23 protein-coding genes and 1 pseudogene are annotated in these 23,322 nt (G+C 69.2%); 8 read left to right on the top strand and 16 right to left on the bottom strand.

Going from position 1 to position 23,322, the window contains the following annotated elements:
• Nucleotides 1-32: 32 nt before the first annotated feature.
• On the top strand, nucleotides 33-716 hold the full coding sequence (locus ACZ5PB_RS04960) for an SPDY domain-containing protein (RefSeq protein WP_468687838.1): 684 nt from the start codon (nucleotides 33-35) through the stop codon (nucleotides 714-716).
• Nucleotides 716-1,684, top strand: a complete 969-nt coding sequence (locus ACZ5PB_RS04955) for a deazapurine DNA modification protein DpdA family protein (RefSeq protein WP_468687835.1) — start codon at nucleotides 716-718, stop codon at nucleotides 1,682-1,684. The genes ACZ5PB_RS04960 and ACZ5PB_RS04955 overlap by 1 nt, the downstream gene beginning before the upstream one ends.
• 99 nt (nucleotides 1,685-1,783) lie before the next feature.
• Here ACZ5PB_RS04955 and ACZ5PB_RS04950 read toward each other — a convergent pair whose 3' ends face one another.
• From ACZ5PB_RS04950 to ACZ5PB_RS04910, 9 genes and pseudogenes are all read right to left on the bottom strand, one after another.
• On the bottom strand, nucleotides 1,784-2,245 hold the full coding sequence (locus tag ACZ5PB_RS04950) for a hypothetical protein (protein ID WP_468687833.1): 462 nt from the start codon (nucleotides 2,243-2,245) through the stop codon (nucleotides 1,784-1,786).
• A 77-nt stretch (nucleotides 2,246-2,322) separates the two neighbouring features.
• The gene (locus ACZ5PB_RS04945) at nucleotides 2,323-4,047 is read right to left on the bottom strand and encodes a relaxase/mobilization nuclease domain-containing protein (protein ID WP_468687831.1); all 1,725 of its coding nucleotides are present in this window, start codon (nucleotides 4,045-4,047) and stop codon (nucleotides 2,323-2,325) included.
• On the bottom strand, nucleotides 4,044-4,529 hold the full coding sequence (locus ACZ5PB_RS04940) for a mobilization protein (RefSeq protein ID WP_468687829.1): 486 nt from the start codon (nucleotides 4,527-4,529) through the stop codon (nucleotides 4,044-4,046). Before ACZ5PB_RS04940 ends, ACZ5PB_RS04945 begins: the two co-directional genes overlap by 4 nt.
• Before the next feature lie 128 nt (nucleotides 4,530-4,657).
• The gene (locus ACZ5PB_RS04935; protein WP_468687828.1) at nucleotides 4,658-4,891 is read right to left on the bottom strand and encodes a hypothetical protein; all 234 of its coding nucleotides are present in this window, start codon (nucleotides 4,889-4,891) and stop codon (nucleotides 4,658-4,660) included.
• Nucleotides 4,892-4,993: 102 nt separating this feature from the next.
• Nucleotides 4,994-5,185, bottom strand: coding sequence for a hypothetical protein (locus ACZ5PB_RS04930; protein ID WP_468687826.1), 192 nt, complete (start codon nucleotides 5,183-5,185; stop codon nucleotides 4,994-4,996).
• A 952-nt stretch (nucleotides 5,186-6,137) separates the two neighbouring features.
• Nucleotides 6,138-6,588 (bottom strand): annotated as a pseudogene (locus tag ACZ5PB_RS04925) (DUF2637 domain-containing protein); the annotation flags it as partial.
• On the bottom strand, nucleotides 6,585-7,250 hold the full coding sequence (locus tag ACZ5PB_RS04920) for a WhiB family transcriptional regulator (protein WP_468687823.1): 666 nt from the start codon (nucleotides 7,248-7,250) through the stop codon (nucleotides 6,585-6,587). The gene ACZ5PB_RS04920 and the pseudogene ACZ5PB_RS04925, both read right to left, overlap by 4 nt.
• 148 nt (nucleotides 7,251-7,398) lie before the next feature.
• A complete protein-coding gene (locus tag ACZ5PB_RS04915; RefSeq protein WP_468687822.1) occupies nucleotides 7,399-8,157 on the bottom strand; it encodes an ATP-binding protein in 759 nt (252 codons plus the stop codon).
• Nucleotides 8,154-9,212 (bottom strand): hypothetical protein, encoded by a 1,059-nt coding sequence (locus tag ACZ5PB_RS04910; RefSeq protein ID WP_468687821.1) that lies wholly within the window; start codon nucleotides 9,210-9,212, stop codon nucleotides 8,154-8,156. The genes ACZ5PB_RS04915 and ACZ5PB_RS04910 overlap by 4 nt, the downstream gene beginning before the upstream one ends.
• 808 nt (nucleotides 9,213-10,020) lie before the next feature.
• Between ACZ5PB_RS04910 and ACZ5PB_RS04905 the strand changes: the two genes are divergently transcribed.
• The 4 genes from ACZ5PB_RS04905 (at nucleotide 10,021) to ACZ5PB_RS04890 (ending at nucleotide 13,210) form a co-directional block, all read left to right on the top strand.
• The gene (locus ACZ5PB_RS04905; RefSeq protein ID WP_468687819.1) at nucleotides 10,021-10,461 is read left to right on the top strand and encodes a hypothetical protein; all 441 of its coding nucleotides are present in this window, start codon (nucleotides 10,021-10,023) and stop codon (nucleotides 10,459-10,461) included.
• 84 nt (nucleotides 10,462-10,545) lie between these two features.
• The gene (locus tag ACZ5PB_RS04900; protein ID WP_468687818.1) at nucleotides 10,546-11,016 is read left to right on the top strand and encodes a hypothetical protein; all 471 of its coding nucleotides are present in this window, start codon (nucleotides 10,546-10,548) and stop codon (nucleotides 11,014-11,016) included.
• The gene (locus ACZ5PB_RS04895) at nucleotides 11,013-12,203 is read left to right on the top strand and encodes an MAB_1171c family putative transporter (RefSeq protein WP_468687816.1); all 1,191 of its coding nucleotides are present in this window, start codon (nucleotides 11,013-11,015) and stop codon (nucleotides 12,201-12,203) included. The genes ACZ5PB_RS04900 and ACZ5PB_RS04895 overlap by 4 nt, the downstream gene beginning before the upstream one ends.
• Nucleotides 12,204-12,271: 68 nt before the next feature.
• Nucleotides 12,272-13,210, top strand: a complete 939-nt coding sequence (locus ACZ5PB_RS04890; protein ID WP_468687813.1) for a hypothetical protein — start codon at nucleotides 12,272-12,274, stop codon at nucleotides 13,208-13,210.
• A 281-nt stretch (nucleotides 13,211-13,491) separates the two neighbouring features.
• On the opposite strand, the gene ACZ5PB_RS04885 is transcribed toward ACZ5PB_RS04890, so the two are convergent.
• Together ACZ5PB_RS04885 and ACZ5PB_RS04880 are read right to left on the bottom strand one after the other, a co-directional pair.
• Nucleotides 13,492-14,067, bottom strand: coding sequence for a hypothetical protein (locus ACZ5PB_RS04885; protein WP_468687812.1), 576 nt, complete (start codon nucleotides 14,065-14,067; stop codon nucleotides 13,492-13,494).
• A gap of 310 nt (nucleotides 14,068-14,377) precedes the next feature.
• Nucleotides 14,378-15,205 (bottom strand): 5'-3' exonuclease, encoded by an 828-nt coding sequence (locus ACZ5PB_RS04880; RefSeq protein WP_468687810.1) that lies wholly within the window; start codon nucleotides 15,203-15,205, stop codon nucleotides 14,378-14,380.
• 1,082 nt (nucleotides 15,206-16,287) lie between these two features.
• Here ACZ5PB_RS04880 and ACZ5PB_RS04875 point away from each other — a divergent pair.
• Together ACZ5PB_RS04875 and ACZ5PB_RS04870 are read left to right on the top strand one after the other, a co-directional pair.
• Nucleotides 16,288-16,794 (top strand): hypothetical protein, encoded by a 507-nt coding sequence (locus ACZ5PB_RS04875; RefSeq protein ID WP_468687808.1) that lies wholly within the window; start codon nucleotides 16,288-16,290, stop codon nucleotides 16,792-16,794.
• Nucleotides 16,795-16,960: 166 nt separating this feature from the next.
• Entirely contained in the window at nucleotides 16,961-18,100 is a 1,140-nt protein-coding gene (locus ACZ5PB_RS04870; RefSeq protein ID WP_468687806.1) for a hypothetical protein, read from the top strand.
• Between the two features lie 214 nt (nucleotides 18,101-18,314).
• Here ACZ5PB_RS04870 and ACZ5PB_RS04865 read toward each other — a convergent pair whose 3' ends face one another.
• From ACZ5PB_RS04865 to ACZ5PB_RS04845, 5 genes are all read right to left on the bottom strand, one after another.
• Entirely contained in the window at nucleotides 18,315-19,331 is a 1,017-nt protein-coding gene (locus tag ACZ5PB_RS04865) for a hypothetical protein (RefSeq protein ID WP_468687805.1), read from the bottom strand.
• A complete protein-coding gene (locus tag ACZ5PB_RS04860) occupies nucleotides 19,328-19,984 on the bottom strand; it encodes a 2'-5' RNA ligase family protein (RefSeq protein WP_468687804.1) in 657 nt (218 codons plus the stop codon). The genes ACZ5PB_RS04865 and ACZ5PB_RS04860 overlap by 4 nt, the downstream gene beginning before the upstream one ends.
• 121 nt (nucleotides 19,985-20,105) lie before the next feature.
• The gene (locus ACZ5PB_RS04855; protein WP_468688279.1) at nucleotides 20,106-20,666 is read right to left on the bottom strand and encodes a GNAT family N-acetyltransferase; all 561 of its coding nucleotides are present in this window, start codon (nucleotides 20,664-20,666) and stop codon (nucleotides 20,106-20,108) included.
• Nucleotides 20,667-20,673: 7 nt separating this feature from the next.
• Nucleotides 20,674-21,405, bottom strand: coding sequence for a lasso peptide biosynthesis B2 protein (locus tag ACZ5PB_RS04850; protein ID WP_468687803.1), 732 nt, complete (start codon nucleotides 21,403-21,405; stop codon nucleotides 20,674-20,676).
• The gene (locus ACZ5PB_RS04845; RefSeq protein WP_468687801.1) at nucleotides 21,398-23,218 is read right to left on the bottom strand and encodes an albusnodin/ikarugamycin family macrolactam cyclase; all 1,821 of its coding nucleotides are present in this window, start codon (nucleotides 23,216-23,218) and stop codon (nucleotides 21,398-21,400) included. Before ACZ5PB_RS04845 ends, ACZ5PB_RS04850 begins: the two co-directional genes overlap by 8 nt.
• Nucleotides 23,219-23,322: the final 104 nt, after the last annotated feature.

Below are 23,322 nucleotides of genomic sequence, written 5' to 3'. Positions count from 1 at the left end.
GGCCGTCCGCATTTCCTGTGGTGCCACGGCACTTGGCCGGTGACGACGGCACTTCCGCCGACCAGGTCGCCGACAGGCTCTCCTCGGTCGGCTGGATGAACTGGACGATCGCCCGCGGAACCGAGGGCGCCGCCCGCAGCTCCGTGATCTACATCAGCGCCAGCGCACTGTGCGCAGCGGAGTGGGTCCTGGCCGACGCCCCTTTGGGGCTGGGTGAACTGCCGGTAGCCTGGCAGGTATCGGCCCGTTCCGACGTCTTCAGTTCGGCACCCGAGTGGACCGCCTACTTCACCACGGGTGTGCCGTACGAGGCGGTCGCGGACTTCCTTCTCGCGCTCGATGCCCGGCCCGATCCCGTGACCGGCTTCGACGACCCGGAGGCAGTGCTCACCGCGCTGACCGGAAACGGCTGGATACGCGACATCGACCAGCCACGTACGAGTGCCACTGATACGTCGTTCGTCGCCCGGTTCGCCCTGGCCCCACTGCCGGACCTTCTCCAGGGCACCGACCCCGAGCCGGGGCAGCCGGGGTGGCAGGCGTGGGCGGAGCCGGTGCTCGGCGCCCCGTACGTATGGTGCGCGGCCTTCACTACCGCCACACCGCACGACTTGGTCGCCGCCTTCGCATCCGCTCTCGCCTCGCCGGCCCCGGTCTGGCGGCGAGCGCTCCCCGAGGGGGTCGAGGGCTGGCTCACCCTGGGGCCGCCGCGTTGATGTCCGCGCGTCCGGCTGCGGGACACAGCGCCGAGCACCTGCCGACTGCCCTGTTCGACTTCCCTGTTGCCCCTGGCCCCTCACCGAGTCCTGGTGGCCGGACTGGACCGGCAGCCTCGTCCAGCGACCCGGGACGACCCATCGATGACGACATCGACCGCTGGACATACCTGGGCACCCACCAGCCGAGCTGGCTGGCGCGGGACGAATTCGCCCAACAGTGTGTCCCGCTCTGTGTCTCGCATCGCCGGCTCGTCACCCGCAGGACCCTGCCGCGCGCCCGGACCCCATGGATGCTCGACTCCGGGGCATTCACCGAATTGAACCTGTACGGGCAGTGGACGGTCGCACCACAGGCGTACGCGATGGCCGTGCGCCGGTACCACGACGAGATCGGGCTGATGGATGTCGCAGCGATCCAGGACTGGATGTGCGAGGACGAGATCTTGCGCAGCACTGGCCTGACCGTCCGCGACCACCAGGTCAAGACCGTCGCGAGCTTCCTGAATCTCCTGCATCTCGACGCGGACCTGCCATGGATGCCGGTCCTCCAGGGCCACACGCTCGACGACTACCAGCGTTGCGCGGACCTTTACGCTGACGTGGGCGTCGACCTCACGCTGGAAAAGGTGGTCGGCCTCGGCTCGGTGTGCCGCCGCCAGCGCACCGCCGAGGTGGTACGCATCGTCGAAGCCCTGTCGGCCAGGGGCATTCGACTCCACGGGTTCGGGGTCAAGACGACCGGGCTGCGCCAGATCGGCCACCGGCTCTACAGCTCCGACTCCCTCGCCTGGTCCCTCAACGCAACCAAGCAACCACCCATGCCCGGGTGCACCACCCACCAGACCTGCAGCAACTGCCCACGCTTCGCACTGTCATGGCGTCACCGGATGCTCAACTCCCTTCGGGACTGGCAGCAGCTGCTCGTCCCCGCCGGGGTGACGGATATCCGGCATGAGCCTGTCTGACTCCATGGCCGGACTCCCGCCGAGTACGTAGAAGGCCCCGCCCCCATCCGCTTGTATGCGGGTGGGGGCGGGGCCTTCGTGCGTGGAAGCGGGGTGTCCTCAGTGCCCGACGCGCTTGAGGCTTTCGGAGAGGGTGGCATCACGGTGGATCATGGGTCCGGAGTGCCGGTTGAACCACGCGGTATCCAGTTCGGGTTGCACGGCTTCGTGGCCTGCCGGGCAGCGAAGCCACACCGCATCGCGGTAGTGCATGACGACCCAGCCTCGGTACGAGCCGCACTGGGCGCACGCGTGGACGTCGCCGTCGAGGACGAGCGGCCCCTTCCAGGCGAACAGCATCCCCGCGATCTTGGTGCGGGAGGGGGCAATCAGGTCGGGAGGAAGGAAGTCGTCGACCACCGGTGCCGTCGGCAGCTCGGCCGGAACCGGCGCAGCCTGGGCGGGCAGGAAATCGGGCAGGGGCGGCGCCTGGTTCCGCAGCTCCTGGACCTGTGCCGCCCAACCGTCCTGGAGGCGCTGGTCTTCGCGGGCCTGTCTGCGTGCACGTATCGGGTGGAACACGTTCGTCTCCCTCTCCTTGGCCTTGGGTGCCACCATGACAGTGCCGCAACCGGTTGACCAGCGGCAACTTGCGAACTTCAGAGTGCCTTTGGCGTCTGGTGCCGCCCGTGCGGCCGGTCGGGCGAGGCCGCAGAACGGGCGTTTGGACGAATGGCGGTGAGCGGTTCGGCGGGTGCGTCCGCGGGCAGATCGGCGAGGCGGCGCAGCCGCCATACCAGGACGTCGCTGACTGAATCCGCGCTCGCCAACTCCCGCCGGCCGACAGCTTCGGCCAGCAGGGCGGCGGGTTCGAGCCCGGCGGCCTCGACTTCGGCGAGCGTGGCGGCCAGAGCTGCCCAGCCGGACTCGCGCAGGATTGCCTCGGCCAACTCCGGGACCGCGTTGCGAAGATGGGCGGCCTGGCGTTGGCGCAGTGGTGCGGGCAGACGGCGGCCTCGATGGGCGAGCGCGGCCAGCGTGGGTCCAGCTGCCTCCCGGTAGGCGGCACGCAGGTGTTCGGCGGCCTGCTGGGCGGCAGCGGCTTGCTGGGCGTGTCCCTTGCGGGCGTGCCAATGGCCAGCGGCGACAACTAGGAAGATCGCCATGTCAATCAGCATGGCGGTGCTGGCCGCGTCTTCCCCCCGGCCCAGGGCGAGGCCGCCCCGGACGAGGTCGCGGGCAGCCCGGCGCAGGCCCCAGTCGTGCCCGCGTACGGCCCTGACGTGGGAACGGGAGGCCCGTTCGTACGCGGCGGCGGCCTCGCGCAGGGCGGTGCGGGTGTGGGCGGCGGACGTCTTGGCGAGGGCGTCGAGTACTTCCCCGGTCGCCGCGATCTGGCCGGCGATTACCGCGTCGTCGCCCTGGTCGAGGACGAGGATGGCCTGCCATGTCGTTCCGGAGGCTCGGCGTCGCGCCGTTGCCGGGTCTGGCCGTGAACGTGTCGGGCGCTCGCCCGTAGGGGAGTTGACGGTCTCGGCGAGAGGAGAGTCGGGGTTGGCCCAGCGGTGTTGCAGCCGGGGTAGGGAGAGATCCGGGGAAAGTTTGGAGCCGGGGTAGTAGATGGGCTGGCCGTCTTTGTTGCGGTCGTCGGTGAGGGCGACCTTGTAACCGAGGAGGTCACCGGAAGGGGCGACGCGCTTCTGCACGAGGAGTCCGGCGGCGTCGAGCTTGGCGAAGAACTCGGTCTCGCCAAGGGTCCCGGCGGCTGCGCGGCGTACGGTCTCGCGCAGTTCCTCGCGAGCGGTGCGGTGGCGCCCCTGGCGTTGGGCCTTGTGCCGTTCGGCACTGGTGGGTCTCGTCGCGGCGGTGCCATCCCCGGGGTTGACTCGCTGCAGGTTGTATTCGACTTCGAGGAGACGGGCCTCGGCCTGGGCGCGTTTACCGGAGCGGTGGTGGTTGGGGCGGCGGCCGTCTTCGCGGACCAGGGTGGCCACGATGTGGATGTGGTCATCGGCATGGCGCACGGCCGCCCAGCGGCAGCCCGCTCCGTCGCCGGGATCGATGCCGGTCGCGGCCACCATGCGGCGAGCGATCTTTCCCCATTCCTCGTCGGTCAGGATGCGGTCCGCGGCGGCATTGCGTACGGACAGATGCCATACGTGCGTCTCAGGACGTTGTGCGGCGGGGAGCAGGTGCAGGGGCTGGTCGAGAAGTTGCTGGAGATCTCGCTCTGTGGCTTCGGGGTCACGGCCGGGGTCGGGGGCCATACCGTCGAATGAGGCGACGAGGTGCGGGTCGACGTGTTCCTCGTGGGTGCCCTTGCCGTAGAGGTATTTGATCAAGCCGAGGGTGTCACTGCCCTGCTTGTGGACCTGGGGGATCAAGCGGGATCTTGCTCCTGTGGGTTGGCGACTCGGTCGGCTGCTCGTCTCACCGCTTCGGCCGCGCGTTTGATGTCGGCGACGACAGACGTCAGATAGGGCACTTCACCACCGGAGTTGAGGGCCTTGGCAGCCTGGTTGAGGTTGCTGCCCGCCCAGCCGAGCTGGCGGCGAATGGCGAACAGCTCAGTGAGCACGTCGCGTTCGGTGGCGATGGCCACGGCGGTACGGGACTGGTCGCGGGCCATGGCCAGGCCGGCGTACGCGAGAAATCCCGCCGTGCTCATGCCCACGGCATCGGCACCGGCTTGGATGAGCGCGTACTCGGGTCCGTTGAGACGGACGCTGTGGGCGCGACGTTGCTTCTTGTCGCGCGGGCGTGATCTTCCCTTGGGCCGCCCGGACCGGGAGGTTCCTGGCTGCGATCCGCCCTCGGTCGCAGCCTCCCCGACCAGCGCCCCCTGGCGCTGGTCGGGCCCCGTCACCCCTGGGACGGGGCCTGGTTCGGACACTCCCCCAGCGGGGGAGTGTCCGAACCTCCATCTTGCTCCCGTACCCACCGACGAGGCGTCACCACCCTCCGGCTGGTGGGGGGCGGGTTCATGGACGCGCGTCATCGGATGCGGGCCCCTTCCGTGCGGGCGGTGCGCTGGATTTCGGCAGCGAGAGCGAGCAGGTCTGCCGGCCCAGTGAGCACGCCGACGGGGGAGCCGGGGGAGTGCTGGACGAGCCACTGGCCGGTCGGGGTGCGAAGGGCGGTGTGCAGGAGACGTCGGCGGACCAGTACTTCGGCCCAGGCGTCGGCCTCGGCGGCGGACACCGCGCGGGTACGGGGGTGGTGGGGCACGGGGGAGGACTCCGGTCGAAGGGGCGGCGGTCCGGCCGTGTGCCGGGCCGCCGCGTCGGTTACGTGCAGGAGGCGGACAAGTGAGCTGCGCTTACGGATGGTTCATCCGCATTCGCGGCATCTTTCGTAGTGCCGGGCGAGGGACTTCGCCATCCGCTGCTTGGCGCCGAGCGCGATCCGGGCGGATGCCTTCGCGGCGGGGGTGTCCTGGTGCGCCTGGGCGTGGGTGCCCAGGTAGCGGATCTCTTGTTCGAAGCCGGATTTGATGAGGCCGAATCGGTGGCAGGTGGTCATCGTGCGGTGCTCCTCTTGGGGGTGCGGTTGCTGGTCTCGTTGCGCAGGCGGCCGAGGATCGGTGTGAGCCGTTCGTTGCGGAGGGCGATGTCCTGGTCCCGCAGGATTTCTCGCAGTTGTGTGCGGGTGATGGATTCGTTGCGGTCCCGGGTCAGCAGAGCGGGGACGTGGGGACGGACCCGGGCGAGGATCTGGTTGTCCGAGAGCCGTGGTGCCGTCCCCTTCCCCTGGCGGGTGGGGGACCGCCGCGTGGCCTGCGGAGGCTTCGGGACGCTGGGGTGCCGGGGACCGGTAGTGCTCTGCGCCTCAGCGGCGTTCGGCTCGGTTCGGTCCCCGTTCCCGTTCAGGGGCTCGCCGCCGGGGACCGGGCGGGGGCGGGCCGGTTGGGGACCGGTCCCCGGGGCGGTCCGGGCGTGTTCGTCAGCGGCGTTGGCCCCGGGGACCGTGCCTCCCCCGTCCCAGGGACCGGGTGTGGGGACCGGTCCCGGCGCGGGGCGGGGCGCTTTTCCCGGGCTGGGGACCGTCCCCGGGGGATCTTGCGGGGACGGGACGGTGCGGGACCGGTCCCCACCGTGGCCAGTGGTGTCGTCGGGGACCGAGCGGCGGTCCCCAGTTCGCGCAGTCGAAGCGTGGTCCCTGCCTGCTGGCGACGGTGCCGTCCCGGCGGGACGGTCCCCGGTCCCCGATCCGATTCGGTCCCCGTCTCGTTTGGGGACCGGTCCCCGGTCGCCGGTGGCAGGGACGGTGGGGACGGTCCCCCGCACCGGCCGTCCCCCGTCCCCGGTCCCCGCCTGCTGGGCGGGACCGGTCCCCGGGTCGGGGACCGTGCTCAAGTCCGGGACCGGGTGAAGCCAGCGCGTACGCCGGTCCCCGGTGTCCTGCGGGGTACTCCGGGGGACCGCTCCGTGGTCCCCGCTTGCGATGTCCCGTTCGGTCCCGGTCCCCGGAGTGACGGGCGGGTGGTGGCGGGTGATGATGATGTACAGGTGGACGGCGCCGGCCAGAGCGAGCGGAGCCAGGGTGGAGAGGACGGCTACGACTGTGTCCCCGAGCTGGAGCCCGTCGTGTTCTCGCTGCTGGTTGAGACGGACCGCGTGCAGGGAGTTGGCCCAGATGCTCGCCACGGTGGCGGTCCCGAAGAGCGTCCAGACGTAGATCCGGGCGCGGATGGGGGCGTGGGACAGGACCAGGAGCGCGCGTACTCCGTAGGCGATGAACCCGTCGATCACGAAGGGGAACAAGTAGGTCAGGGGGCCTCGGACGTGGATGGCTTCTGCCATCTGCTGCAGGGCGTCGTACGACAGGGCGCAGCCTGCGATGCCGAGCACGATGATGGCGGCACGGTCCCAGCCGGTGACGACGCGGGCGCCGGTGGGTGATGCGGGGGCGGGGGTTTCCGTCATGCAGCCTCTCCGAGTTCGGCGATCAGCTTCGTGGTGTGCACGTGGCCGGGAACGGGCGTATGCGCTGCCTTCTTCGTCTTCTTGGCGGTGTTCGTGTTCCGGTTCCGGCCGTCGTTCTTGCTGCCCTTGGCCGGGGTGGCGGCATTGGCCTGCTCGTAGAGGTCCCAGTACCGGTCGCGGTCCGTAATGTCCTTGGCGGCTTCGCGCAGTTGGTCACGGGCGTAGTCGAGATCGAGCCGCAGCGTGTAGGCGATGCGCTCGGCGCTCCAGCCGCGGGCGGCGGCGTGCCGGATGGCGGTGTCCTTCTCCGGTTTGGTCAGGTGGACGTCGCGGCCGGTGAAGACCGCGCGTACCCGGTTGTAGTCGAGGCGCTGGTCGCGCCTCTTCTGCCAGGGCTTGCGTTCGGCGTAGGTCAGCCCGCCCCAGATGCCGGCCTTGATGTCGTGGTCGAGGGCATAGTCGAAGCACGCCTGGCGGACCGGGCACCGCCCGCAGATCGACTTCGCTTCGGCCTTTTCCGCGTGGTCGCGGGGCAGGGGGTGGAACAGGGCGTCCGCCTCGTCGGGCCCCAGACCGGCGCACATGCCGCGTGCCTGCCAGCTGTGGTCGGCGATACCCCGCAGCGTCGGCGTCGGGGTCGTGTTGGTGGTGATCAAGCGCATGAGTGGTCTCCGGGTACGCCTCGGCGGCCGGTCGGCGGGCAGCACGGCACCAGGGCAGGCTGGCGGGCGCGGGCGGCGACGGCGGGGAGGCGGAGCGAGGGCGGCAGCGGGCTGCGGCAAAAGGGGAGCTGCAGGGGCTGGGGCGCGGTCAGCGGCGCTGGAAGCGCCTGTCCGGGCCGGTGAATTCGACGACCGAGCACATGCCTGACAGCCGGGACAGGATCCGGTCGCCGACCTGCTCGCGGAGCACCTTGCGGCGCGGGTCCATCTCCTGGGTGCGCAGTGGCGGAAGGTTGCTGGTGATCAGCGTCGGCAGGCGGTGCTCGTCGCGCCAGGCCAGCAGGCGGAAGACCAGGTCCTCACGCCACTCCGAGGCTTTCCCGGCTCCCAGGTCGTCCAGCAGAAGCAGCGGGATCCTCATGAGGTCGCGCAGCAGCCATTCCACGTCGATGCCGGGGCGCGGGCTCATCTGCGCGTAGAGGTCGATCACCTTGATGGCCTGCCAGCGCACTGCGCACCCGGCTGCGGTCAGCGAGCGGATCGCCCCGTACGCCTGGTGGGTCTTGCCGACCCCGGTGTCGCCCCAGAGCAGCAGCGAGGGCCCGTGCGCGAGGACCCGGCGCCCGCCGCTTCCGTGGTGCGGCTGGAGAGCGTTGGTGTGCGGGAGCTCGGCACTGGCGGCGATGGTCCGCACCCACTGGGCGACGTCGGGGTGGGAGGCGACGGCCTCGTGGTAACTGGCTGGGATGCGCCGCTGGGCGGCTTCCAGGGCGGGGATCGGCTCCGGGGTGTCCGGCAGCGGTGCGCTGGTGGGGTCGATCCCCAGCGAGGCAATCTTCGCGGCGAGCCGGGCCTGCAGCCGGTCGGAGACGGCGGGCAGCGGATCGGCGAGGCGGGTGCGGGTCACAGTCGGCCTCCGAAGGTGCCCGTGGGCTCGGTCGGGTTGAAGTACGGGGTGTACGCAGGGCGGGCGCCGGTGGCCCAGGGCGCCGCGCCGGGGGCGGAGGACGGCGGCGAGGCGTTCACGACCTCGTTCACCAGGCTCGGCAGCACACTCGGGTGCAGGCCCTTGTCCCGCAGCCTGCCCATCGCGGTACGGATGTGCTCTGTCTCGAAGCCCTCGTCGAGCAGCGTTTTGATCTTGCGCCCCAGGAGGCCGAGCGTGTCACTCGGCGGGCGGCGGCGGCAGCCGCTGGCGTACTCGGCGACCAGGTCCTTCGCAGAGACCGATCCAGGCAGGGGCTCAGGTCCGGGCGTCTCGCGCCCCGTAGGTACTGATCCAGGATCCAAGATCCTAGATCCAGGACCGGAGTCCTCCCGGAGTCCTCCCGGAGTGTTCCCGGAGCGGACCAGTACAAGCCTCTGACCTGCGAGTTTGCCTGGCTCGGCGGAAGCAGGTCCTGCGTCGCTCCCGGACGCGGCATTCCCGGCGGCGTGGCTCCCCGCCGTCTCGGGCTTGGGGGGCGAATCGGCTGAAAGTGGAGGTTGGAGGGGTCCCGGAGCATTCCCGGAGTCCTCCCGGCGTGCCGGTTCGGGGACTTCCGCGGCGGGGTGCGCGGCCGTGCGCGCGATGCTGGCGCAGGTCGTCGACTGGCACTTGCCGCACAGCTTCGGGCCGTGGTGGCGCGGGCATTTGGGCAGCCGCGAATCCGTGGCCTTGTTGATCTTCTGGTGCTGCTGCCAGGTCGTCACGTGCAGGTACGTGCGCCCGTCGCAGCCGTCGTACCGGCAGATCAGCTTGGCGGCAGCCAGTTCGTCCAGGTCGTGGGCGACATGTGCGGGCGTGTGCTCGGGCCGTAGCGCCCACAGCCGTCCGGCGATGATTGCGGGATGGTCGCGGTGGCGGCCTTCGTCGTCGGCCTGGGTCAGCAGCCCGAAGAACGTTCTCTCTGCCGTCACCGAGCACTCCGCCAAGGACTCCGACTCGAATGCCTCCGGCTTGATGGTGCGAATGCGGGCCATCAGGCAGTACCCCCGCTCCAGCGGAGGTGTCCTCGCGTTGCCGGCACGACCGGCGCGCAACCGGGGGCCGTCGCGCGGGCCGGTTCGTCCGACCTTTCGCGCAGGGGGGTTGACATGCAACACTCTCCTTTGAAGTGCGCCGCGCCGGTGTGCCCGTGCGAAGGGTCGGTGCGGCAGTAGGTGGGTTCCGTGCCCTTGCCGGGGCAGGTCTCCATTCGGTGGCTGGCGTCCGAGAGTTTCCGCTCTCGGACGCCGCTGCTTTTCCGGGCGTCACTCCGCCTGTCGAGGCTTCTTGCCGTGATGCCCATCACTCGCAGGGTCTGCCCTACGAGCGACGATGAACATATGCAGAAGCGCCGGGACAGTCCATACATAGCTCAAGGACTTCTGACAAGACGTCAACTGCTAAGGCGCAACTGATGCGTGAGGACTCTAATCCCACAAAAGCCGACGAGGCGACAGGTATCTGATTCCTGCGCAGTGGCACCTTGAGGGGAATCCAGTTGCGCTGAATTTCGATGCGCGGATTGCCTGGAACATCCTGCTGGCGATGACACTTCCGGACCTTCCGATGGCCGACGAATGGGGCGACGTGATGTATGTCGCTTTGGAAACGTGTCCTGCATCACGCAGCCATATCGCGTCCCCCCTGTAAATACAGGGATGGCGCCTGTGGCCGAAGGGGTGACTCGTGTCGATCTTCGGTGACAGGGAGAACTTTCCACACCAGGGGCAGTGCGTCAACAGGTGTTAGATAACGAAATCCATGGCGTAAAGTGACGTTTATCGAGCGTACGGGAAAAGGATCATGGAAGAAACTGAGGAAGAGGTGCCGGGGTGGGATGCGGATGTGTTCCGCGAGCGCCTCTCGCACCTTCACTACACGGTGCACCCGCCTGGTCGCGGCCCCTATAGCGACAAAGAAGTGGTCGCCCGCATGGCGGAGCGCGGACTGCTGTCGATGAGCCACACGCATTTCTTCAACCTCCGCAAGGGCAAGGCCACCGACCCAAGGATGAGTGAACTTGTGGCTCTGGCAGCGTTCTTCGGGGTTCCCTTGCTGTACTGGTTCAGCGACCAGGTTGCGGAGCGGTCCAACAGGACTCTGGAGGACGTGGGGTTGATGAGGGATGAAGGGATCGAGAGCATCATGCTCCGTCTCTCGGATGTCTCCGAGGATGGCCAGGCAGCGGTCACGGGCCTGCTGGACATGTATCGGAAAAAAGAGGGCCTTCCGGCCGTCAAATAGCCCTAGCGCGGCTGCACTTCATCAAGAATGATCAAGCAGGGGAACTGTAGAATGTGGCCTGCCCGTCGGCGCCAGAAAGACATATTGGCCGAGCTGGACCTGCCGGACGTCCTCAATATTCGCGAACTTGTTGACGAGGTGTCACGTCGCACTGGCCGCACAGTAGTTCTGAAGCCGCGCGAACAGGAAATGGTCGCGGCCTGCGTCGTGCGCAAGAACGTCATCGACGTCTACTTCGACCCACGGGTCGATCCAGAGCTCCTGGACCATGGCCTCGCGCACGAATTTGCGCACCTTCTTCTCAAGCATCACGAGTCCCGGCCAGCATCGGCATTGGGCCCCAAGCACTTCCCGGGCCTGGACCTGGCCACGGTCCAGCTGATGCTGGGTCGGACCGACTACGAGGAGGAAGCGGAGCGCGACGCCGAGCGCCTCGCCTATCTTCTGCAGCGCCGGATCATCGATTACCGGCTGCGCAGCGACGAGTCCTCCGGTGATGAGGTTCAGGACCGGGTCACTCGTACGCTGCTGCGCCGGCGGGAGACCCGAGGATGAAGAACATCGCGCACATCGTCTGCCTGTGCGTGGCGGCGGCGGGTTACCTCTGTCTGCTGCGCGATCTTCCGGTCCGCCGCAAGGACCCAGCCTCCCGCGCGCTGGCGAGCGTTTTCCTGCTCTCGGGGCTGTCGTTCTTCTTCGCCCTCGTCTGGACAGGCCGGGTCGTCGACCAGGCGCTGGGGACCGCGAATGTCACGGTCCCGATGTCCCAGGGGTGTGTACTCGCCCTGCTCGCCTGCCAGCAGGTGGTGCTGACCCACTGGGGCTCGCCGCCGGAGGTCGCCCGGCGGGTGGCACGGCGCTGGATCATCACGGGCGGCGCCGTGGTCGTTGTCCTGTGGCTGGTGTTCCTGCTGTTCTCGCCGACGGTGCAGAGGCTGCGGGATTTCACTCTCTACTATTCGCCCGACGGGGGGCACGCCGTATACCTCACGGTGTACTGCACGGCCTACTCCCTCGGAGAGCTGGCTCTTGCGCACGCGTGCTGGCGCCTGGCCCGCCGAAGTGCCCGCGCATCGGTCCGCAATGGCCTGCGCTTCGTGACCGTCGGCGCTCTCGTCACGCTCGGCTCCAGCGCCGTGCGGCTCGGCAACGTGATCGCCAGCCAGTTCGGCGGCAGCTTCGAGGCGTGGGAGACGCTCGCGTGGATCTGCGGCGACGGCGGTGCCCTGCTCACCTTGGCGGGCTGGCTGATCCCCACAGGCGCCGACCACGCCCAGCATCTGCGCCGCTGGATCCGCCAGCACCGCGTCCATCACGGCCTGCGTCCGCTGTGGCTCGCGTACTACAGCGAGGCCCCGAAGGCCGTGCTGCCGATCGAACAGTCCGACCGCCGGCTTTTCTCCGGCATCGCCATCAAGCTCTACCGGCGCACCATCGAGATCCGCGACGGCCATTACCGGATCCTCCCTTACCTCGATGCACAGGTCAGGGAAGAGAGCGAAGCCCGGCATCGCAAGGCCGGCCTGACCGGCGACGAACTGCTTGCTGCCGTCACCGCCGATCAGATCAGGGCCGGGATCGCTTCCCGTACACGTGGCCTACACCCGGCCCGGACTGTGGGCCTGGCCGACGCCGAGCGACAGTCCAGCCGCCCGCGGGACGACAACGACGCCCTTCTGTCCGTCGCCCGGCACTTCCGCTCCACTGCGGCGCGTGCCGATGTTGTTCGGATTGCCGCATGACAGTGCGAAACGGACACTGGAGGCGTCCGGACCAGCCACCACCCTGGAGTGACCGAGAGGCAAGAGCCGTGCCCCATCAGCACCCGCAGATTCCCGTCACCCTCGACCCCCGGGACCGGATCAGCGACCACAGCCGACGGCAGCTCGGACTGGTACTCGGCGCCGCTGGCGATGGGTGCACGGCATGCGCGGAGAGCCTCCTCGACGGCCTGACCGAGCCGGCGGCCGTCGGGCTTCTGGTGGCGATGGCACGGCGGACTGCAGCTGTGCTGCACGACGGGGCCCTGCCGGACGACCTGACTGGCGGGACGGACGGCCCCGGCCGCGAGTTCCGCTCCTTGGTCCGCGCGATCACCGAGACGGCTGACCCGGCGGCCGTAGCAGTGCAGATGACCGTGGCACAGCGCTGCGAGGCATCACGGACGGCGGCCCACGTCATTGCCGCGTACACCGGCGACGCCTATCAGTCCGCCCGCGACCGGGCCAGAGCCAGCGCGCAGACCCTGCCCGAGGCGTGCCTGGCTCAAGCTGGGCTGATGCACGCCTGGTGGCAGACCCATGACCCCCAGCAAGCGGCCGACGTGCGCGACGGATGGCGGCAAGCGTGCGACCACACAGGCATCCGAGCCGACGCGCTGGACGGGAGGAGCGCTGCCGTGTACGTCCTCGGTGCGGTGCTCCACTCGCTTGCCCGGGAGGCGGGCACCCGCGCTGAGATGATCCACACCCTCCCGTACACCCGCGCCTTGCCCCTTATCCGGGACCGCGAGGCGGTGGTGCGAATCGTGACGGACTTCGTCTCCCCGCCCGCACTGGAAGGCGTGGGCTTCTACGTGAAGCGCCTTGCCATCTACGCACCGGACGCACCGATGTTCGTCGTACTGCGACTCTGGTCGGACCTCATCTGCGCCGCGCACGCAGCGGACTGTACGCGTCAGCGCCCCGGACACGAGTGCACGCTGGCAGACCGTGCGGCGCTCCTTGTCCCCTTTGCCGACGCTGCCTGACCGATCGGCTACCGGGGCACGGGCACGGAACTGGCTACGCCGGTGAGATTCTCAGAGGCTTGGAGGTTGCACCCGCCACGTGACCGTCCCCGAAAGGCGGTCGGCCAGCGCCTCGGCATCGGAGAGGCCGAGGTGGTGCAGCAGTCAGGTCACGAATCGATCGGTGACGATGGGGCGCTGGCTTTGCGTGGCCCGCCCGCCGGCCTCCGTTCTTCGGCAGGTGTCCACCGTGCGCTCGGCGCAGGGTGGGGACGCATGCGGTGGGCTGGCTGGTCAGCCATTCAGCAGCGGTGGGATGCCAGGATCTGCTGGGACTGTGCGTCGGCCGGCGTCAAGGCGTGGGTTCCGCCTCGGACGGCATGGTCCAGGCGCAGAGGCGGCGCTGTCTCTTTCGCTGGCGTGATGATCATCCGGCCAGGCAGCAAGGGGTCGAAGACGATTTGTGCGGCTTGCGGAAACTGATCTTCGCTGGCGTAGGGGCTGTGGTGCAGGCATTGCCCCGGGCCGCCCAGCTCACGATCGAAGCGTGCCATGGGATCCGGGAAAGATCGCTCAGCCACGGGGGCTGCGGAGACGGTGATGCCGGCGAGCACGGCCGTTGCGGCAATCGCGTGCTGCCAGCGAGCCGGGCGGCGGGCGAAGGCGACCTTTGCCGCGGCGAAGACCACGGCCGACGTGACCAGAGGCACGATCAAGATCACGGCGTACGCCGTTGCATGCTCTTCGTGCAGCAGCTGAGAGCGCACGACGAACGCGCTCGTTGCAGCCAGCGCCGCAACGGCTGCCCCTAGGGCGAAGAAGGTCGCAGCGAACGACCCCTCCGCCCGGCGCTCGCCGACCGTGCGTGACGTGGGCATTCGTCGCACTGGCCCCCTTTCCCTCCCACCCAACGGTATTGCATCGACCGGCGCGGGCACGACGAGTCGAACGGTCGGGCGTCCGGATGCGGATCTGCCAGGCCCGGGGCACGGTGGATGCATGCCCAGCCCGCGAATAGTCCGTGGGCAGTGTGCCAGGGGAAGCCGACCGCGAGCGCGTCGCATATGGCGGGGAACGTCTACCAGTGGCCCGGGTGTTGGGCGTCGAGGACTTCCAGGAGGCATTCGGCCCAGGCGCCGTGCCATCGGTGGCTGAGCGTGCCGTCGAGGTCCCACAGCACAGTCCCGCTCACCACAGGTCCAGGGCTTCCAGGAGCACGGGTGCGCTGGGCAGCGGGGCGGTTGCCATTGCGGTGAGAAGGTTCTCGGGAACGTCCGCCTTCGTGGCCAGGGTGATCATCTCGCGCCAGCGGCGGACCTGCTTCCACTGTGCTGCCCAGGCCGGGCGCAGGTCGTCGGCGGGAATGTTCTCCAGTCGGCGCCCGCCGGCCAGGAGACGGGCGGCGGTCTTGGGGCCGACGCCGCGCACCCCGGCGATGCCGTCCGAGGGGTCGCCGGTCAACGCTCTGAAGTCCGGCCATTGCTCGGCGCGTACCCCGTAGCGGGGCTCGATGTGCTCGCCCGAGGTGTAGCGGAGGTCCTCGCGCATCCCAGTGTTCAGCAGACGGACGTACGGGTCGGCGAGGAGCTGGATGAAGTCCTTGTCGGCGCTCATGATGTCCACCCGCCGCCCGGTGGCGCGGGCGCGGGCGGCGAGGGTGGCGACGACGTCGTCGGCCTCACAGCTGTCGTGCTCAATCCACCGCACCCCGCTGTCGTCGAGACCGGCTTTCACGTAGGCGACGGATTCCATCATCCCCGGGTCGGGCGCCGGGCGATGGGCCTTGTAGGTGCTGTCCTGCGATGTGCGTTTGTCGGTACCGGTCTCGGAGTCGAAGGCGACGAAGATCTCGTAGCCGGTCGCGTGCTGGGCCTGGGCCTTGCGTAGCAGGGCGGCGAACCCGAAGACCCCCGTACGGTCCAGAGTCTTGTCCCGGGTGAGGACGCGCGCGGCGAATCCGAACCAGGCCCGGTGCAGCAGGTTGTGTCCGTCGACGAGGAGCAGGGGCACGGTCATGGGGCGGCCTCCAGAGAGTGTGCGTGCTGGTGGGCACCTGTGACCGCGGCGGACGGGCATCCGTGATCGGATGGTCGACGAGTGTAGCCAGCGGCGTCGCGGTCTGCGAGCACCCGCTGGCACACCGCGACGCACGCATGCGGGTCCGCTGTCTCGGTGTGCGCCTGCACCCTGCGGGGACCTGGGAGACCATCAGCGGCGGTCGAGGAGTGCCTAGTGCCGCCCGCGGTCTCCTTGGCGGTGCGGGAACCCAGTCGTCGCCGGAGACAACGGCGCCGTGGCCGTTCGGCCTGTTCCCGCTTTGAGGTGGTTCAGGCTTGGCCGCCTGCCGAGCCAGAAGACGGCGACGGAGGGGTGGTCGAGTCCGGCGGTCGAGCCGTCGTGAGGGAGGAACTCCGTCAGAGCGATCGTGTTTTGTCATGCCGAGACGCACCGCGAATCGACTCCTGTTCAGACCTCCACAGCCAATTGAGGAGCGGGCAGCCCCGGGTGCTCGCGGTATGCACCAGCAGGGGGGGGGCACTGAATCGAGCATCGAGACCCCCGTTGGAGATCGATGCGCCTGTCTCCGAGGACGCCGCCTTGGTGCGCGGGAATTCCGCTTCGGTTGGGCGCTCACCTACCGGCAGGCCCATAGTGAGGTGGGTACGCCGCTGAAGAAGACAGCGAGTACCGACGTTGTCTTGCGTTCCAACCCGTGAAGGCCGCAAGAATGATGGTGGACGGAACTCTGTTGATCCTGCACGGCCTTGGGGAGGGTGTCGGTGGTCAGGTCTGACGCGTGGGAATCGGCCGACCCCCTGGTCGCCCTGTATCCCGGTGCCCGGGTGGGGGCGGCACGCGTGGACGCTCACGTGGAGGACGGCCGCCGCGAGGGCGAGGGCCTGTCGGTACATATCACGCGGTACCCGGCGCACTACCCGGAATCGGCAATCTCCCTCGTCCCGCCGATGGCGCCCGGGGTGCACGAGGCCATCCCCCCGGGGCAACTCCCTGCGAGCCTCGACCTGTTTCGGACAGTGTTGGTGCCCCCGCCGGCGGGGGTTTGGCGAGAGGCCATTCCACCGTCGTGGAGCCCAGCGATGCGTGACCGGTACGAGTCGAGCATCCGCGCGCGCGAGCAATGGGCCCATGGGGCTGAGTCTCTTGTGGGGATGGCATTGCCGGATTACCCCGAAGAGCTGGCGCTGGACGACCTGATGACCCGCCACCACGAGGTGGTGGTGGCCGCCGTGCTGTCTGAAGACCCCGGACGGTGCCTGGTCGGAATCCGTCTGCGCGACAACCGGGCCGCACCCAGCGGCTCAGGGGGGTGCAACGGGTACATGTTCACCATGACGTCGACGGACAAAGGGGCGCCGACGGCTCTGTTCGGCCCAGCTGTGCTGGGCTGGGCGTACTGGTGGATGCTGAGCGCTACCGATCTACGGGATGACAGGGTGCTGTGGGCGGAACTCCCTTTGCCACCCGCCGAGATGACGGTTGTGGAGGCATGGGTGCCGTACCGGGTAGAGATCCGAAACGTGGAGCACACACGTTGGCCGCCGGGCCCCTCCCGCCCGGCAGTCGATTGGGACGGCCTTACGTAGCCGGTCAGGGATCACGTACCGTCCCGCCCATGGACATCGGGGAGGACATGCGTCGCGCGACCGATGCCCGCCTGGGCGCAGACGGTCCAGCGCGCGCGCATTCTGCGCTCGTGGTACAGCGCTCCCATGGACCGTGGGCGATGCCACTCCCAGGGAAGGGACACTCGTGACCGCGATGGCCAGGGCAGTGAAGGAAGGGCTGATGGATGGCTGGCGTGTGCCCTTGTCCCGCGTCGTGTACGGTCCGGCGCCGGAGGCCGCCGTTGGCCGGGTTCCGTGCGTATACGTCATGAGCTACCCCTGGTCGGAATGCCACGAGCCCGCGGCCCCGGACGGGTGCGGCGTGTTCTTGGCGGCCTCGGCGTTGCCGCCGCGCGAGGTGGTGCTGGCGCATACGAGGAACTGGCTTCCGGCTGAGAAGGCGCGGCTGTGGGGCGCGTACGAACGACAGGACCGATGGGTACGCACGGGGATGATCGACGACTTGATCGTGCTGCGCAACCCTGCGATGTCCGTGACCGCCCAGCTGGCCAGTGTGCGGGCGGGTGCGCCCTTCTGCGGGGCCATCACACTCGTGGACGGCCGGGGGAGGCCCGAAGCCATCGCCCTGTACCCGTGGGGGGAAATACCATCCTGCCAGGAAATGGTGGTGCGGGTGAACGAGCTGGGAGAGCGCGGGGAGCACCTGCCGCCCGAGGTGTCCACGGCAGCCCTGCAGGCGTGGTACTACGCCTGGGACACCGACGCAGAAGGCCGGCGCAGGATTCGCGAAGGCCCAGGGCCGCACCAGGCCGTGCCCTGGCCGGAGGCGCTGGACATCGTGGGCGAAGGAAAGCCCCGGGTCCGGCTGCGGGTACGGGCGGATGGCCACGCGCCGGAGTCGCTTTGGGAGTTCGCGGCCTCCGCAGCCGATCAGCTTCTGCGGTGGCACGCCTATGGATCTGCCGACCGGATGGAAGAGCCCCGCCACACCCGAGCGGTGGTCCTGCTGGCTGCCGCGATCACCGAGCAGGCGAAGGTGGCGAGCGCTGACAGCGCCCCGGCTACGGCCGTCCGTGCTGTTGTACTCAGCGCAGCGGACCGGCTGGTCGAGCACCACGGAGCGTCGGTGCTGCAGGGGTGCCCGGCAGTGCCGGGCACCGGTCAGGTGGAGCGCGACGACCTGCTGGCGGTCTATGGCAGCAGCGAGTACACCGCCGTCCAGGTCCACGTACGCGAAGCACTGGCAGCCCATGTGGCTGACGCCGACGGGTCAGAGGTCACCATCGAGGGTCGCCGCGGCGCGTTGGTCGCCCGCTCGGATTGAGGCCGAGCCCGAGAAGTCGGGCGGGAAGCGTCGGGCGAAAGATCCAACAGCGCGCCCGAGTTAGTTGCTGCACACGTTGTGTCCCCGCAGGTCGTGTCGCTTTCCAAGCGTGCGCCGAAGGGGTGCGTGTCGCCTCCGCCAAGGTGGCGGGGTGTCGCATCGGATGTCCTCCAAGTTCCACCTATGCGACCAGCGTCACACATGACTGCCGGGGCTAACGGGCTCGGCCGATACGGTCAAGAGGAATGGGCGGGGGCGCCGAGGCGCCTGCGAGAAGAGCGGAAGCGGCTGTAGCGACTTCAGCCCAGATGTCGGCCTCGGTGATCACGTGGAGGGACACGGTTTCGGTGTAGCCGTTGTAGGCCAGCCCGCCATCTGTGACCGTCGTCCAGCCGCGCTCACGCCAGGACCTGACGATGGCCTGCTCCAACTTGCGCGCGTCCCGCCCGAGAGGAAACTGCATCACCTTGCACAGGGTCCAGCCGGTACGGCCGTGCTCGTACAGCCGCTGGTTCTTCGGGCTGTCCTCGCATATGCCGATCTTGGCGGCATCCAGGCGGGGGCTGATCACGAGGTAGAGCAGGGCCGGCCGATTGGGCTTGAATCCGTAGTCGGCACACGAAGCGCACGGCCCGCTCTGGAACCGCATGTTCAGGTTGGGCGTGCAGAAATGGCCCTGGGCAAGGCATAGGCCGGGCCACTTCGTGGTGTCGTTCTCGTAGGCGATCTCGGGCAGCGGATCGTAGCCCCAGGCCCTGGCAATCCGCCGTGCCTCCCGCTCAGTGAACCGCCTCTTCCCGCCGCAGTGTTCGCAGCCACCCTGACCGGAGCGGATATTGTCCAGGCGGGGCTTGTCGACGACGTTCCAACATCGCATGCACCACCCTCGGACCGGCTGCTTGACGTCGTGGATGACCTCCAGGGGGAGGATACGGCCACAGCTGATCATCTCGGCTCGGCGCTCGTTCGCCCGGCGTCGGGCGCGGCAGTGCTGGCAGGCTGAGTCGCCGCGCAGTGCGCGCATCTGGCTCAGGTAGGTGTGGAACGGCCTGCGGCCCGGACACGTTTCGATGAGGCAGCGGACGAGGAACGGGATAGACGTCCGTCCCGGATACTGTTCGACCGGCTCGCAGCCGGCTAAGGCGAGTTCTGTCGTTGCTCCGGCGTGATCGGTCTTCGCCCGCTTGGGTGGTCGGGCGGCGTGGTGCGGCTCAAGGGCATCCAGCGTCACGTAGTCGCTCCGGAGTCCCCGAGGAGGGGAACCGTGGCCAGGGTGTCCCACGTGATCGTCTTCTTCTCCGAGTTGGCGGTGACGTCGACCAGCTCGATGGAGTCGATGCGTAGCGGGGCGTGGCTCGGGCGGACGCGGCGCAGGCGCCGGTGAATCTGGTGGAAGTGATCCATGGAGACCTCGGCCGTGGCGTACGACTCGGTCAGGTGCAGTACCCCGGTCTCGTACGCCGTCGCGTCGGCACCGTAGACGAGCTCGAAGGCGCGAGTGGCGGCGGTCCGTAGTTCGTTCAGCGGCTCGTCCGGTCCAAGATCAAAAAGAATCCCGGTAGCGTACGCCAGAGGGCTGCCGACCGTGATGGTGAACGGGGCGATGGAGCGCATCTGCGTGGTCAACTCGCTGGCAAGCGACTGCCGTTCTACTTCCAGGACATCGTGGGCGGCTTGTGAACTCAGCTGGTAGAGCGTGATGTGGAACCACTCGTCGTCGACGTGGGTCAGGGGGTCGTCCTGGGTGGCCTCGCGGACGCCGCGGACGAGCTCTCCGAGTTCCGGATTGCGGCCGAGATCGACGGTGCAGTACGCGTGGAGCAAGGATGGCGCGCGACCGGCCTCCCATAACCCCTTGCCCTGCTGAAATGTGAACGGCTTCATGACGAGTCAACGTACCGAGGCGGCCTCCACGTCCGGGCACGAACAACGATGTTGGTACCTCGGCGCTGCTCGGTGATGAACGACTTCGGCCGCTCGGCGCCACCCGAGTCCAACCTGACGGTCAGCGGCTATCGCCCAGTGCCGCCCGGGCGGCGGACGGGCCGGTGAAGTCCCTGGCGAGGGCGTCCATGACGACCTCGCCGCAGACCTCACCGAGCCAGTACCCGGCCTCACGCATCGCCCCGACTGTGCGGAATCCGGCCTTCTCGTAGGCGCGGATGCCGGCGGTGTTCGGGGCGAGGACCTTGAGCCAGACCATCCGCAGGTTGGTGATGTGAAACGCGTAATCGAGGGTGAGCCGGGTCGCCGCGGTTCCCAGTCCGCGACCGCGGGCTTCAGCCGCGAGCATGATCACGTACTCGGCGGTCCGTACGGAGTGGTCCGGCAGGAGGGTGGCGACGCCGGCGGGCGTGGGAGTTCCGGTGCTCAGGTCGTAGATGGTGAAGCGGATGTTCTCGCCGCGGAGCTGGTGGGTCATGCCCTCGGTACGGGCTTCGAGGGACTCGGGGCTCTGGCGGCCGTAGCCGACGAGGAGGGTGGGGTCCTGTTCCCAGCGCCAGTACGTTTCGACCAGGTCGGCGCGGTAGGGACCGAGAGCACAGGTGTCGGTGCTGAGCCACAGGGTCGGCTCAGGGCTGGTGCTGATGATGGCCTCCGATGGCGAGGGCGGGCGTGTAGGCGAGCGTCGAGGAGGGCTCGGCGACGGGGGTGCCGTCCTCAGTCTCTACCCAGGCGTGCAGTCGTACGGGGTCCGGCGCGACGCCGTGGCGCCAGGTTACGGACAGCCGCCGCGCCGCGAGGAGGACGACGGTGGCGGCGGACTCTTCCAGGCAGGCAGTTCGGGCTGGGGAATACCAGCAGGCGTGGCGCACGGCGAGGACGGCGGCCGTTGCCTGAGCGGAGGTAGCCGGGCGACAGCACCTTGACGCGGTGGCGTTCACCGCGGTGGTGATGCGCTGCATCGTGTACCGGGCGGGGCCCAAGGTCTTGATCGCAAGGATGGAGGCCAGAGCGGCGGCTGCGGCGGCGCCGTGACGGCGGGGACCTTGAGGGCGGCTGGCCCCGGCGGGGTGCTCGGCTCCTCCCCAGCTCGGCGGCGCGGGTGGGGCCACGACGGGGGCTGACCAGGGTGTCGCGGCGGACTTCGGGATGAGGAATCCGGAGGTCAGGAGATGTGCCACGAGGCCGGCGGGCACTGCGTCCAGGCGGCCGGTGCGGGCGGCTGCCGTCCAGTGAGCCGCCGCGGCGGGGAAGAGGGACTGGACCCGGTTGGAGCGGTAGTCGACAAGGACCATGATGTGGCCGAAGTCCAGGGCCCGGACGTAGCGCGGAGCGGTGACGAAACGGGGGAGGTCATGCACGGGGACGCTCCGATGGTTGTGTTGTCCACTGCGGGTCCTGGGCGGCGTAGTAAGCGTGGAGCCACGCCTCGGCGCTCAGGGCTTGCTCGATCGTGGCCAGGGGCATCGGGATGCCGATGGCGGCCTGACGCAGGTGGCGACGGAAGTGGGCCGGTTCGAGGAGCCCCAGGGCGGCGAGGTGGCCGTCGGCCAGGGCCATAAGGGCGGGCAGGTTGGCGCGCATGCCGGCGTAGTGGTCGCTGTTGAAGCTGCCCTTGGTGCTGCGGTGGGCGACGGCCTCGGGAAGGAGGTCCTGCATCGCGCGGCCGAGGACGGGTTTGTAGGCGTGGACCGCTGGGCGGTGCTCGATCGGGGTGCGTAGGACGGCGTCCATGACGCGCGGGTCGAGGAAGGGGTTGTGCAGGGTGGTGCCGCATGCGGCGGCGAGTTCGGCGTCGGCGGACGCGGTGCGGGCGACCTCGCGGATCTCCTCGATGAGGACGCGCACCGATATGTCCAGGCCCGGGAGAGGGTCTTCGGTGTCGATTGCCTCGGCCGCCGCGTCCAGCAGGAGCCGTCGGGCCGCGGGCGTGGCCCAAGGGGGCTGGGGCGGGGTCGTGAACCAGCAGATGTTGCCTCGGCCGTCCTCCCGGCGCGTCGCCCCGGCGAGGTGACGACTCAGGTCCTGGAGTCCGTCGCGGCGGCTGCTCCGTGCCAGGGCCGCGGCGTCGCGCAGGAGCGGGGTGAGGGAGGTGTGCCGAAGCCGTGCCCAGCCGAGGGTTTCGCCCACTGTGCGCCGCCACTCGCGATGACGCACGAGGTCGGCGAGGTGCGCGGGCGGCTGGAACAGGACGCTGTCGCCGCCGTCCCCGGTCAAATGAGTTCGGTTGCCCAGGTGTTGGCGCATCCAGTCGAGCTGCCCGACCAGGCGGGCGCGGGTGAGGGTCGAGGGCGCGGGCTCTCCGGTCGCAGGGACCGCGGTGATCTCGGTGTACGGCAAGTGTTCGGCGGTCAGCGGCAGGAGATGGTGGCGGATCCGGTGGCGGTGTGCGTCGGCGGCCAGGCGCGCGTATCTGAGGTCCGCCCCGCTCTCATCGCCCTGCGGGTGGACCGTGATCGCGTTCAGACGTCGGGGGCCTGGCAGTGATGCTGCGGCCAGGACGGCGATCGTGGTGGAGTCCAGTCCCCCCGACAGGTCGCATGACAGGTCCGGGGCGTCCTTCGCTCGCAGGGCGACCGCCTCCGCCAGAGCGGCACGCAGCCGGCGGTGCGGATTGCCCGGGGTCGGATCGGGCCGCCATTGCACAGTGGTCGTGAAGCGGCTGCCGTCAGCGGGGAGTTCGATCCGGCTCCCCGGAGCCAGCTGCTCGATGCCGGTGAAAAAGGTCTTCGCACCGGCCAGGGCCGGTGCCGACGGGGCAAGTACGGAGCAGGCGAGCCGTTGCACGTCTATGGGCGCCTCGACAAGCCGGGCGAGCAGCCGGGTGGAGGTGGACCAGGCCCACCCGCCCTGCCAAGGCGTCGCATAGACAGGCAGCGTGGCGGCCGGATCGGTGTGCAGCAATGCGCGGTCAGGGTGTTCTTCGACGACCGCGTAGACGCCAGGCCAGCGCCAGGCGATGTCGGCTGGCAGCTCGGCGTCGGACAGGGAAGCCAGTTCAAGGTCGGTGGCCCCGCACGCGCCCAGGACCAGGATCCGCCGGTTCCCGCCCCGCGCCACACAGCGTGCCGGGGCATCTCCGATCCGCCAGGACGACGAAGCGCTGCTGATGTACTCGGCGTTCTCAGGCCGTAGGCGTGCATCGTGCGTGGTGCTGAAGCCTCCGAAGAACACGTTTGCCTCGCGGTGAGTCGCAGGGTGCGTGGTGGGGGGGGGGGGGGGGGGGGGCGCCCCCCCCCCCCCCAAAACCGACCTCCTCGACCTTCTCTCCTTTTTCT

The organism is Streptomyces sp. NPDC032721, from assembly GCF_055579625.1.
This window is presented reverse-complemented; position numbering and strand designations above follow the sequence as displayed.

What these genes read in the sequence shown, in the direction of transcription:
- ACZ5PB_RS04955 (WP_468687835.1), top strand. Translation starts at nt 716, where the DNA reads ATGTCCGCGCGTCCGGCTGCGGGACACAGCGCCGAGCACCTGCCGACT.
- ACZ5PB_RS04930 (WP_468687826.1), bottom strand. Translation starts at nt 5,185, where the DNA reads ATGACCACCTGCCACCGATTCGGCCTCATCAAATCCGGCTTCGAACAA.
- ACZ5PB_RS04920 (WP_468687823.1), bottom strand. Translation starts at nt 7,250, where the DNA reads ATGCGCTTGATCACCACCAACACGACCCCGACGCCGACGCTGCGGGGT.
- ACZ5PB_RS04910 (WP_468687821.1), bottom strand. Translation starts at nt 9,212, where the DNA reads ATGGCCCGCATTCGCACCATCAAGCCGGAGGCATTCGAGTCGGAGTCC.
- ACZ5PB_RS04905 (WP_468687819.1), top strand. Translation starts at nt 10,021, where the DNA reads ATGGAAGAAACTGAGGAAGAGGTGCCGGGGTGGGATGCGGATGTGTTC.
- ACZ5PB_RS04895 (WP_468687816.1), top strand. Translation starts at nt 11,013, where the DNA reads ATGAAGAACATCGCGCACATCGTCTGCCTGTGCGTGGCGGCGGCGGGT.
- ACZ5PB_RS04885 (WP_468687812.1), bottom strand. Translation starts at nt 14,067, where the DNA reads ATGCCCACGTCACGCACGGTCGGCGAGCGCCGGGCGGAGGGGTCGTTC.
- ACZ5PB_RS04880 (WP_468687810.1), bottom strand. Translation starts at nt 15,205, where the DNA reads ATGACCGTGCCCCTGCTCCTCGTCGACGGACACAACCTGCTGCACCGG.
- ACZ5PB_RS04875 (WP_468687808.1), top strand. Translation starts at nt 16,288, where the DNA reads ATGCGTGACCGGTACGAGTCGAGCATCCGCGCGCGCGAGCAATGGGCC.
- ACZ5PB_RS04860 (WP_468687804.1), bottom strand. Translation starts at nt 19,984, where the DNA reads ATGAAGCCGTTCACATTTCAGCAGGGCAAGGGGTTATGGGAGGCCGGT.